Origin of the sequence: Mixta mediterraneensis, assembly GCF_030283135.1 — a bacterium.
GTDB lineage: Bacteria > Pseudomonadota > Gammaproteobacteria > Enterobacterales > Enterobacteriaceae > Pantoea > Pantoea mediterraneensis.
Genome location: NZ_JASUAZ010000073.1, coordinates 1 through 10,574, shown reverse-complemented (window position 1 = coordinate 10,574; position 10,574 = coordinate 1). Strand labels below are relative to the sequence as shown.

At 49.3% G+C, this 10,574-nt stretch carries 9 protein-coding genes and 2 pseudogenes; 6 read left to right on the top strand and 5 right to left on the bottom strand.

Features of this window, described 5'->3' with window-relative positions; genetic code table 11:
• Positions 1 to 177 precede the first annotated feature (177 nt).
• Entirely contained in the window at positions 178 to 777 is a 600-nt protein-coding gene (locus QRY16_RS20970) for a DUF2913 family protein (protein ID WP_289777929.1), read from the top strand.
• 90 nt (positions 778 to 867) lie between these two features.
• Positions 868 to 1,140: a hypothetical protein gene (locus QRY16_RS20965; protein ID WP_289777928.1), complete on the top strand. Its 273-nt coding sequence runs from the start codon at positions 868 to 870 to the stop codon at positions 1,138 to 1,140.
• A gap of 1 nt (position 1,141) precedes the next feature.
• Here QRY16_RS20965 and QRY16_RS20960 read toward each other — a convergent pair.
• Positions 1,142 to 1,837 (bottom strand): annotated as a pseudogene (locus tag QRY16_RS20960) (Rpn family recombination-promoting nuclease/putative transposase); the annotation flags it as partial.
• On the opposite strand from QRY16_RS20960, the gene QRY16_RS20955 reads away from it, so the two are divergent.
• From QRY16_RS20955 to QRY16_RS20945, 3 genes are all read left to right on the top strand, one after another.
• A complete protein-coding gene (locus tag QRY16_RS20955; protein WP_289777927.1) occupies positions 1,833 to 2,723 on the top strand; it encodes a hypothetical protein in 891 nt (296 codons plus the stop codon). The pseudogene QRY16_RS20960 and the gene QRY16_RS20955 overlap by 5 nt on opposite strands.
• Positions 2,724 to 2,820: 97 nt before the next feature.
• Complete coding sequence (locus tag QRY16_RS20950) at positions 2,821 to 3,642, top strand: hypothetical protein (RefSeq protein ID WP_289777926.1); 822 nt, start codon at positions 2,821 to 2,823, stop codon at positions 3,640 to 3,642.
• 126 nt (positions 3,643 to 3,768) lie between these two features.
• Positions 3,769 to 4,380, top strand: a complete 612-nt coding sequence (locus QRY16_RS20945) for a DUF2913 family protein (RefSeq protein WP_289777925.1) — start codon at positions 3,769 to 3,771, stop codon at positions 4,378 to 4,380.
• Between the two features lie 34 nt (positions 4,381 to 4,414).
• Here QRY16_RS20945 and QRY16_RS20940 read toward each other — a convergent pair whose 3' ends face one another.
• From QRY16_RS20940 to QRY16_RS20930, 3 genes are all read right to left on the bottom strand, one after another.
• A complete protein-coding gene (locus tag QRY16_RS20940) occupies positions 4,415 to 5,431 on the bottom strand; it encodes an Abi family protein (protein WP_125366663.1) in 1,017 nt (338 codons plus the stop codon).
• 603 nt (positions 5,432 to 6,034) lie between these two features.
• On the bottom strand, positions 6,035 to 7,234 hold the full coding sequence (locus tag QRY16_RS20935; protein WP_289777924.1) for an IS91 family transposase: 1,200 nt from the start codon (positions 7,232 to 7,234) through the stop codon (positions 6,035 to 6,037).
• An 8-nt stretch (positions 7,235 to 7,242) separates the two neighbouring features.
• Positions 7,243 to 7,431, bottom strand: coding sequence for a hypothetical protein (locus QRY16_RS20930; RefSeq protein ID WP_289777923.1), 189 nt, complete (start codon positions 7,429 to 7,431; stop codon positions 7,243 to 7,245).
• Positions 7,432 to 7,547: 116 nt separating this feature from the next.
• On the opposite strand from QRY16_RS20930, the pseudogene QRY16_RS20925 reads away from it, so the two are divergent.
• Positions 7,548 to 7,682 (top strand): annotated as a pseudogene (locus QRY16_RS20925) (IS6 family transposase); the annotation flags it as partial.
• A 162-nt stretch (positions 7,683 to 7,844) separates the two neighbouring features.
• Here QRY16_RS20925 and QRY16_RS20920 read toward each other — a convergent pair.
• Entirely contained in the window at positions 7,845 to 10,334 is a 2,490-nt protein-coding gene (locus tag QRY16_RS20920) for a trypsin-like peptidase domain-containing protein (protein ID WP_289777922.1), read from the bottom strand.
• Positions 10,335 to 10,574 lie beyond the last annotated feature (240 nt).

Below are 10,574 nucleotides of genomic sequence, written 5' to 3'. Positions count from 1 at the left end.
AATGATATTTCTTTTGATGGAGTTAGATTTATACCTGGCATGAACAGATAGGTGCTCATTTTGAAGACTTATAAAGTTACGTTTGTGCCGGTATTTTAGCTTAAATGAAAGGATATTGTGTTATAAGTGTGATGCCTCAAAAAATTTGTGTACAGAATATAATGAATAGTACAGGCAGTGACACTGACAGAAAAATCAGGACATCTGGCATGGTGCGCCCTGGTGGCGCTTGCGCTGGCCAGACAGAGCGGTGATGTGCTGTCATCGGCACAGGAAAACCTCTTTCTGACCCGCTGGCTGGCAACCGCCCTGAAGCAGCGCCGCTTTCCCCGTGAGGTGGCACCCGACATCGAGTGGCTGCTGAAACAGGGTCGCCAGTATGGCGTGGGCGCAAAGCTTGCCGGCAAGCTGGACTACCTCTGGCGCTCCTGCACCGGCGCGCTGTCTGAACAGAACGACCTGTTCCGGCTGACCTATGCCCTGGAAACCGCGAAGGACATGCACTGGGCGTACCGGCTGCTCAGCGACCGGGAGTGGGCAGGACGCCATGCCGCTGCCCTGAATCCTGACGTCAACGGCATTTACGTGTCCCGGACCAGCCTGGACGCGGCGTTTGACGACAACGGCTGGCAGGTCAGCCCGCTGAGGGCGCGCCTGACCGGGCGCGTGAAGGGGCTGGAAAAGCTGTTTAACCGCTGTGGATGGCAGATGACCGGTGACGGGCCGTCCGGCCTTTATGCGCTGACGGCAGAAAAGCATCAGTTAACAGAAGCATAGATAAAATCAGTACAGCAGCGGCTCTCTTCAGCTGACCGGAATAATGGCGTTTACTGACTACAGTGGATGTCTGAAACAAAGGAGTGAAGAATGGAGCGTGAAGCGATACTGCAGGTGCTCAGGGCGAACCCGGACAACTGCATCCGGGCCTTTCATCGCGGGCGCCCGGGCTGCTCCGGGTACACGGAGGGAAAGCTGCTGATAAGGCACTATGGCGGCCTCATCCCCGACGAAATTGTGCTGAAGCCCGTGATGTTTCTTAAGGTGCAGGGTGACCTGTGTGTGACGGAGCGATGGGGGAATGACTCCCTGGGCGGCTGCACGTGGCGGCTCAGCAGCGCGGCTGCCGGGGCCGCTGAATAAGTCAGTGGCGGATTTGTGCCAAGTCGTCTTCGGTCAGACCGGTCATTTTCATGACGGTGTTACGGTCAAGACCGTTCTGCAGCATGGTACGGGCAATTTTCAGAGTGGTTTCACGCTCGCCTTCGGTGCGGCCTTTTTCAATGCCGCGCTGTTCGCCGAGCTTAAGGCCTTCTGCCCTGCCCTTCTCAATACCCTTCTCAATGCCCTTCTGCTCAAGCTGCTGTGCGATGGTCATAAGTGCGTCTCCGTGTTGCGGCACACGCTGTGCCAGTTCGCGTACAAAGGCTTCGGCGTCGGCTGATTCGCCTGCCTGTACAATATAGTGTACCAGCGATATCACCTGTGATGAAGACAGATAGCCAGCCAGCAGAATTGGGGCCAGCCGATCGGTCAGTTCTGCCAGGTCTCGCTGATGGATGTGCTTCTGCAGCAGGGTCAGAGCGGCCATGCTGCGGTGGCCGGCGATTTCATCATCCGGAATGACAGTAACGTCAACCAGCGGGAAAGCCTGGCTGTAGAGCCTGCCTGCCAGTTCCGGGGCGTCAAACTCATCCAGCCACCGGGTGGAGTACGGATATGGGCTGCGTTTGCCCGTATAGAACAGCACCGGTATCACCAGTGGCAACTTTTTATGCCCCGCCTCAAGGTGCCGCTGCATGGCAGCAACGGCATAGCGCACCAGGCGAAAGGCCATGTTTGACAGCGTGTACGGAACGGCTCGCGGAAACCGTGCCCGCTTTCTGAAGGACAACCCGGATATCCTTCCCCAGGAACTGAGTCGCTGGCTTAAGGCAGGCCTGAAAATCAGACCGGAGACCGGCGAAATCTACAAGCCCGTATCACGCCGCGTCAGGATACCGTCGGCGGTTGCCGCCGGGGCTGGCATTTTTCTCTCTGACGACCTGCGTGAACGTGTCGCGCCACTGGCTACCGAACAGAACGTGACAACTGATGCCATGCTGAATGCCCTGGTGGAGCGTGAGGAACTGTGCCGTAAGCTGTCCCTTCAGGCGGAGAATGGTGACGCTGTGCCGGAACAGCAGATTGCCGGCATTGTCAGCCGCTACTTTTCAGCACTGTCTGAGCACAGCGAAACCGATACCTGGCACTGGGTGCTGGAGGGGCTGGTCCGGGAACTGACGGAGTCCGGCCTGCTGACATTCCATACCGGTAATATTGCCGAGAGCCGCCGGCTGAACATTCCCCGCACCGCGTATTACTGGTATGGCGGTTTCGTGGCAAAACGCGTGGCCATGATGCTGGGCTGCTACGATATCTACCTGTGGAATGAAATGATGCGGCCGGACAGCGACGTGGTCTTTGTGGGGGATGCGCGCAACGTCGTCGCCTGCTACTTCATCTGCCAGCAGATGTGCCGACTGCTGAAAGCCGTTAGGCTGAACTGGCGCAAGCAACAGGGGGCATGGGGAAGCCGGGCAGAGCTGGATGAGGCTGCGCACCGGTACACGCAGCGGCTGGCGGAGGGGATAATGGATAATGGTATTTTTATCGGTGGCGACGAGCAGAACTCTTACCGGCTGTACAACTATGCTGAAAAACATTACGCCTGGGCTATGCGCTGAGAAGAGCTCAACTGGTAAGAGAAAAAAAGTAATGTGTTATATTGAGCGGGTTTTAATTATCTTTTAAATAACAAAATAACAGGGGGGTGACTTTACTATGTTTAATAGTATTTGTACTTTTGGTGGTGTCGATAAGTGCTACTCAGTTATCGATTTCCAAAAATTACCTGAGAAAGAAATAGAGAAATTAAGGCATTCACTGGTATGCCCGGGTTGCCGTGAACAGGCATTCTACAGGAAAAAAAGTGTTGATGGTAAACAGGCCTGTTTTGGATCCCGGTACTGCACCTGCAGGGAAAATACACTCTCACCGCAACGGCAAAGGGAAGTCAGAAATGCTTCTGAAGTTCAGCAGATAATCGCAGAGTCAGATACAATTATAATAAGCTTCAATTTTGACAGTGCTTCTTCAGCAGGCAGCGAACCGTCTGGTTTCAGCGAGAAAACGGAGATAACCGGGACGGGGCACAATAAAGTCCACACCATAAAGTCAGAACAAAAGCGAGTTCCGACAGTTTCACTTCAAAAAATACTGCACAGCTTAATCAGGGGGACAGGACTGGCGACGTCTGATACGATCATCCCGTTCGGCGACTTCAAGTATAAAGCCAAAAATTTATTTGTGAAATTTCCTGATGCTGAACCCATGACTAAAAATGCACTCAGGTTTTACTGGGGGACGCTATATAACTCGAACAATGATATTGAATGGCTTAATCCTGCTGAATGCAGGGATGTTGGAATACCCTTAGGCGATCTGCGTGATGCAATAATCGAAAAATTTAATATTTCAGATTCTGAAAGTCTCGAAGGGGCTGCAATTATTTTTGCAGGTCGTTGTCACTGGAATAAAGATAAAACTAAAAGGATAATAAATATATATGACAGTGAACGTATATTCATTTCTTTAGCTGATTAACTATGGAAGGCATTGAATAAATTTATAGTAATCGCTTAGTTTCATATGACTGGCTGCCTCCTTTACGGTTAAAATATGCCAGAGTGATGCCTGAACAACCAGGAACAGAAAGGAGAAGGACACGCAGTGACGCTGACAAAAAAATCGGGCCACCTGGCTTGGTGTGCCCTGGTGGCGCTTGCGCTGGCCAGACAAAAAGGTGATGTGTTATCACCGGCGCAGGAAAACCTTTTTCTCACACGCTGGCTGGCTACCGCACTGAAGCAACGGCGTTTTTCGCGAGATATTACTCCCGATATCGAGTGGCTTCTGAAACAAGGGCGCCAGCTGGGTGTCAACGCGAAGCTGGCCAGCAAACTGAACTACCTCTGGCGATCTTGCACCGGCGAACTGTCTGAGCAGAACGACCTGTTCCGGCTGACGTATGCCCTGGAGACAGCGAAGGACATGCACTGGAACTACCGCCTGTTGGGCGATCGGGAATGGTCCGGTCGGTATGCCGTGGCTTTGAATACCGGCGTCAACGGCATTTATCTCTCACGGTCCAACCTCGATGTTGCTTTTGACGACAGCGGCCGACAGATAAATCAGCTGACAGCGCGTCTGACGGGAAACGTGGCGGGGGTGATGAAGCTGTTTGATCGCTGTGGCTGGCTGGCAGAGCCCGAAGGGGATGCCTCCCTGCCCCACCTGTTTACTTTTATAGCCAGACAGGGAGAGCCAGGAAGGGAGGTTTAGACGACCTCTGTATCCAGAGCTGTCTGATTTTGAGTTAGCGGTGTATATAATCCTGCCCGATTATGGCTACCAGTTTTTTCCTGTCCATCAGTCTATACGCTTTGTTCTTTTTCAGGTTTTTAAGTAGCTTGAGCAACTGTCGGTTCTGGCCAATATCTAACGAGTCTAATATTTTTGTTGGGCGGACAAAGCTGTATAACCCTTCTTTTGTACATAGAATTCTAAAGCGGGAATCATGTCCATTATCCAAAAATGACTCATACCTGTCCGGGCTTAACCATTTAAGTAACTCCAGCATGTTGTCATAGTTTTTTGACAGCAAAATGAGCGATGCATTTAGACCAAACACGGGATTGTTGTAATCTGGTTTTCCAGTACGAGGATCTTCATATTGGAACTTCCAGATAGCCTCGTGATGTGAGAGTCTGTTCCGTAGCTCCCTTATCTGGTTGAATTTATTCTCAAGTGTATGCCGCTTAGTGCCAGCGGGAGCACCGGGAAACACCTCGGTCAAAAGATTTGGCCATAGTAATGTTCTAGTGCGTGGGTCTTCATACGAGCTTGTCAGTAAGTTTGTCCAAAAGCCAAAATCGAGCCCTGATATAACACGCTCAGCTGTTACCTGCTTACCAGCATCTGTGATACGTTTGGATACCTTCCTGATAGTCTTCTCTTCCCAGGTTGTCGTTTTATACGCCGGAAAACCATTTGCCAGATACTGTATTTGCCCGTTCGAATCGAATTTATAGCGCTTATTCTGCCTGATGAATTGTTTATCGCCCAGGTAACGAAACAGGTCAAAAATCCAGTTTTTGTCTGTCCGATACAGTGCCGGAGCACCTGCCGGAGCAGCTCCAGGAGGTGGGGTATGACGTATGCTATAGTCAATACTATTCCTTAGTGTGACCTCAAGGCAGTGCATGAGGGGGTGCATGGCGCTGCTTAATGCTTTGTTCCAGTTATACGCGTCTATTGTTTCTTCTTTTTTAAGCTTCAGAATGCTTTCATAGATTTTCAGACGCTCTTCTGAGATGTAGTCTTCCAGATTCATACACGGCTCCGCTATTTTGCTCCATCTTATTACGGTTGACGTATACGTCAAAATAGCATACTATTTTTCCATCAAGGCTCAGATTTCTTCGGACCTGAGCGCCAAAGTTAGTACCGGAAAAGCCACCCTATGGGTGGCTTTTCTCTTTCTGCATTCTGTAAAATATTGTCTGGTTTGACTTAACAAGACGATTTTGCCATCATAGCGGGAGGTGGTGATGGTCACCTGGCGCCTGTCTCGCAAAGCAATAGCCCATCAGTTTTAGGTTCTACCCACACAATACTTGGCTCGCCCACATTTGTGACGCGCGGAGTCCGGTTAGCAGGCTATCGGTTTCCAAAAGCGTCTAAAATTTGGAGAACGGCCATGTCACATTATTCTTGTCTCAAAATCATCAGCACTAAAGCCAAAAAGATGGCGCGTGCCAGTTCACGTATAGGAAATTGAAACCATTTCTGCCCCAGCATGAGGTGGTTGGAATTTAATCATCCCCCTGATTTGTATGGCATCGGGTAAGTCAGTGAACTGCGGACTGTTGATAATTCAGGTTTTTTCCGGTCATTTTTCAGGCTGGCTGAGTACACAAGGCGGATCTTCCCTGCATCATCCCGGGATGTATCTCATCAGGCTGATCTCCCGCGCGTGGATTTTCAGCCCCTGCACATTCAGACCCGTCACCGCGCGGCGGTACACCATTCGCCCGCCGCACAGCACGCATTCAAACGGGTCACGCCGCAGGAACTGCTTACTCATCTGCGCGTAGCAGACCTTCAGCACTGGCTCCGGTTTATCCATCCCCAGCGCCTGGTACACCTGCGGTAGCTTTTCCCCACACATCCGGTTGGCCAGAAAGCCAAAATAGCGCACCATCCGGAAGAACTTTTCCGGGATATGCTGTTTCAGGCGCGCCACGATTTCCCGCTGCGTCAGCGTCTCCGTGGCCTGCTCGCCCGTATTGTGGTCGTGGTAGCGGAAGCTCAGCGTGGCACCGCCGGCGTAGTGCGCCAGCCGGGAGCCTGCTATCGGCGGCTTTTTCAGGTAACGGCCCAGGTATTTCACGGTGTTTTTGCCACCCGCCGTCTTTTTTGACATGTACACATGCCAGTAATCGCCGCCGGCGGTCAGTATCAGGCTGCGCCACTGTGATTCGGAGGTGATATGTGACAGCGAAGACGGCATCGCTATGCCATCAGACCAGACGTTCAGGAGCAGCTGGCGGATATTCCACATCCAGCGGGCGCGCATGGCGTCCTTACGGAAGCTGATTTTTTTCCACTTTCCGTGCTCGTTGATACCGCCGCAGGTGACGGAGACATGAACATGGGGATGCCAGTTGAGTCGCCGGCCGTAAGTGTGGATAGCGCAGAAAATGCCGATATCCAGCGCCCGTTTGCCGGCGGCGTACAGCAGGTTATCGACGGCGAGGCGACAGAGGTCGTTAAGCAGCCAGCGGTTGACCTCAAACAGGGGCCAGAGAGAATCGGGGAGGGTGAAGACCAGGTGTATCCAGTCGCAGTCCGGCAGGCGGTTAAGCTGGGCGGCAATCCACAGGTCGGTGGCCTTTTTACCACAGGACGGGCAGGCCCGGCTGTGGCAGGCGTTGGTGATGTATTTTACGTGGTGGCAACCGGGATTATCGCAGGCATATTCCTTCACGCCGCTGATGCGGGTGCCGCAGGCGAGCATTTTGGTGACAGCTTCGACTTCGATATCGCGCAGACCACCGGCGTCGAGGAAAGACGTCCAGCACTGGTTAGCCGTGAACAGTTTTTTGAGCGGGCGGGGACTGAAACCGGAAACCACGTGGCAGATTAATCCCCGGCGTCCTGCAGGCGGGTGAGCGCTGCCGTATCGTGGCGGTGCTCCAGTATGGCGCTGGCGACCATGGCCGGAGGCGGGTCCATGGCCTTCATCAGCTTAATCCAGTCCCATTCACGCTGTGAAAGCTTATCAGCGGCAACGGAGAGCAGGATGGTATCGATACTTTTACGGGTCATCATGGGGGAAAGCTCTGAGCAAAATATGTAGCCAGATCATACATATTCAAATCACTGTATGACAACTCAGAGTCTGGCAGATGACGCGGTTTTCAATTTGCGTCCGTCAGGCTGCACTGTTCAAATCATTTCGGCGAGCGCAGACGATACTCGCGGGCATTGAGTTAGTGCATATGATACGTAAAGGGCAATATCAGCATCCCGCTGGAGAGCATTTATCACCGGCGGAACAATTTTATCTGTTGGTTGCCTAAAATATCGGCAGCGCAATGTTTGCTGACTTGCCTACGCTAATGCGACAGAGCCAAGTGAGGGATTGTCACCGGCAGAGCAATTTTACGTGTTGGCCGCCTGAAAAACAGGCAGCGCAACTTTTGCTGGTCTATGGCCGTTAATGCGACACAACCTACATTTAATCACTTACAAGCCGCATGCATATGTGAAGATCCCTGCTCTCTCCATACACCCCAGGTTCCGCTATCAGAAGGTTCTTCTCCTTTTGACCACCAACCATTAAGCCACACTTTCTGATTAAAGCGGACTTTAGTACACGGCTGAGCGTATGCCTTTGTCGCGTCCCATTCAGCTATTGATGGCAAAGGTTTTTCTTTCATAGCCGTGACAATAACGCTTTTTCTACTCTCAGCTTTTTTGCCATCTTTACCTGTAACAGTCAGCAAATATGTCACCTTACCAGTCGTATTAGCGGGAATAAGCGCACGGGCCCTGACACTTTCCACTTTCTTGACCCACGGGCCTGCATGTTTCTCCTGTAACCAAAATTTATTCGTACCTTCTACGATAGTCCATTCATACGAAATGGCATTCTGGCTGGCACTGCCATCTAATTCATACGCCCGCGAAGTATCTGTGGAAGCTTCAACAGTGATGTCTTTACCCGCATCAGCAACCAGATGCTGTTCTGAGCCTGCTTTTTTCAGCGAGAGGTGAACAAGAATATTTTTCTCAAAAGTGTCACGTTTTGCTAATAATGGCAGTAAGCCAGTATAATTTCCTGATGGTAATAATTCGTTATCTTCCTTCTCGAAACTCAATTCCAGCGAGGCTGGTCTGGCACCACTACCACACCCTACCGTTGATGATATCGGACGTAAAGGAGGTGTACAGCTTGTTTTGCGATATCCGCGTAATTTCACCAGATGCACCTTATGGTTCTCATCCTGGACCTGTACGTTTAATGTACTGTATCCTGTATCAGATGTCGTCAAAGATTGAGGCCCCTGACCCGGATGTACCGCGATAAAACCAAAATTTGAATGATGCTGAATCGGATTAGTGGACAATACCTTATCTGACGTCAACGTATAATTTTCCACCTGTTCATTATCAGAGAATGGAGAAGAGAATGGATCATAGTCGTCATAATCAAAAGGAATAACCAGATTATGTAATCTTTGCTCATGCTCATTATTCACCCTCAATGTTATCCATCCCGATCCCGATCTTATATCATCGTTTTTATCCAATATCATGTGAAGATAACGTTCACCTTGTTTATCACAATGATCACCTGCCAGATTTGTCTCACCACAAGGTGTTTCAAGTGTGAACCGGACGTTTATATCAACAACTTCTCCACCCGCCACTCTTTTTTTCGCTTTGAATATTGAATAACCAGAATAATGAGAGAGGCGATTATCGTACAGTGACGTAATGGCAACAGGATGTTGATAATTCAGAACAGTTCGTTGGGTAGGCATATAAGGATAGGTATTTTTCTCACTAACCATCAGTTGCCCCTCACCAGATACAGCCAGTTGACTGTTATTGGAGTCCGGTAGTAACGATTTAATTCTCGAATAAACATGCTGGCCGAGAACACCCAAATTATGATTTGTACTCCCGGCAAAATGGAGAGCGACAACACGATTATCTGCTTCACTTAATACAGCTGAGCCAGAAGAACCACCATCTGTATCACAATCATATTGTACAATATTATCCTTTCCCCCGGGAAGGGTTCTGCAGGCCCCACCATCATCCCGCAATGAAGAAATCCGTTTGTATGCTCCCCATGGATGCTGGGGAATATAGACAGAAACACCATTATCTAAGTCATGCTTTGAAATTTCAGAATTTATCGCTAAGGTCCCAAATATTTGTTTAATACCCGCTTCTTCATAGGCCAAGTTGTCAACTTTATAAACAGCATAATCTTCAGAACCACTCCCTCCAGCAAGAATGACCTTTTCCGTTTTTATATTTAGAATGTTGCTGGCCGGCGTTTCTTTGTCACATGTTGGCGACTGATAGTTATAATAAAGATTATGTATTTTATTTCCAACTTCGCCCGCGACATGCTTATTTGTCAGGACATAATTCCCTCCAACCACATTCCACCCGGATGCGCCATTGGTTTTCACCACCGCATGGCTTTTTCTAAAAACAGTAGGATTGGTTTTTTCATAACATGATGCGTATTTCATTTGATTACTGCCAATAATAGCTCTGAATCTATTCCCCGGTAAATAATTGTATTCACGGATAACAACATGTCCATCATTGTGTTCTGCATTTTTCACCAAGCGTATAAATAGAGTATCCCCTCCCTCTGCTGTATGAACGATTTGTGGTTTGCTGCCATCATAGAGAGATTTATCATTATAAATATCCCTATGATTTTTATTGATAATCTCCAGCCATGATCCTGTGGGTAAAATAACATCATTTAACACAACAGTGAGGTTTTCAGAATCAGGCTGATTAATTTGCCAGGTGAACTGATTCTTACCTTTTGACAAAGCAAGGAGATCGATATTAACATTTTTTCTGGTAATCGTTTTTTGATATAACGGATCAATGTTTTCATTCTCCCTGACAACATCCGCCATGGCCATATTAAACATGGAACTCATAGAATAAAAAATAAAGATTAAACTTTTCATAACTCACCCAAATAATATAAGTTAGGGATATGATAGAGTAGACATATCAGCATTAACAGATAACATTTCATGCTGCCGAAATCAGTATAGATGAGTTTAGGTTGGCGTTGGTGCACGTATAGGAAATTGAAACCATTTCTGCCCCAGCATGAGGTGGTTGGAATTTAATCACCCCCCTGATTTGTATGGCATCGGGTAAGTCAGTGAACTGCGGACTGTTGATAATTCAGGTTTTTTCCG

Excerpts from the sequence above, each read along its gene's own strand:
- QRY16_RS20965 (WP_289777928.1), top strand. The coding sequence starts at position 868 with ATGGAGCGTGAAGCGATACTGCAGGTGCTCAGGGCGAACCCGGACAAC.
- QRY16_RS20955 (WP_289777927.1), top strand. The coding sequence starts at position 1,833 with ATGTTTGACAGCGTGTACGGAACGGCTCGCGGAAACCGTGCCCGCTTT.
- QRY16_RS20950 (WP_289777926.1), top strand. The coding sequence starts at position 2,821 with ATGTTTAATAGTATTTGTACTTTTGGTGGTGTCGATAAGTGCTACTCA.
- QRY16_RS20940 (WP_125366663.1), bottom strand. The coding sequence starts at position 5,431 with ATGAATCTGGAAGACTACATCTCAGAAGAGCGTCTGAAAATCTATGAA.
- QRY16_RS20930 (WP_289777923.1), bottom strand. The coding sequence starts at position 7,431 with ATGATGACCCGTAAAAGTATCGATACCATCCTGCTCTCCGTTGCCGCT.
- QRY16_RS20920 (WP_289777922.1), bottom strand. The coding sequence starts at position 10,334 with ATGAAAAGTTTAATCTTTATTTTTTATTCTATGAGTTCCATGTTTAAT.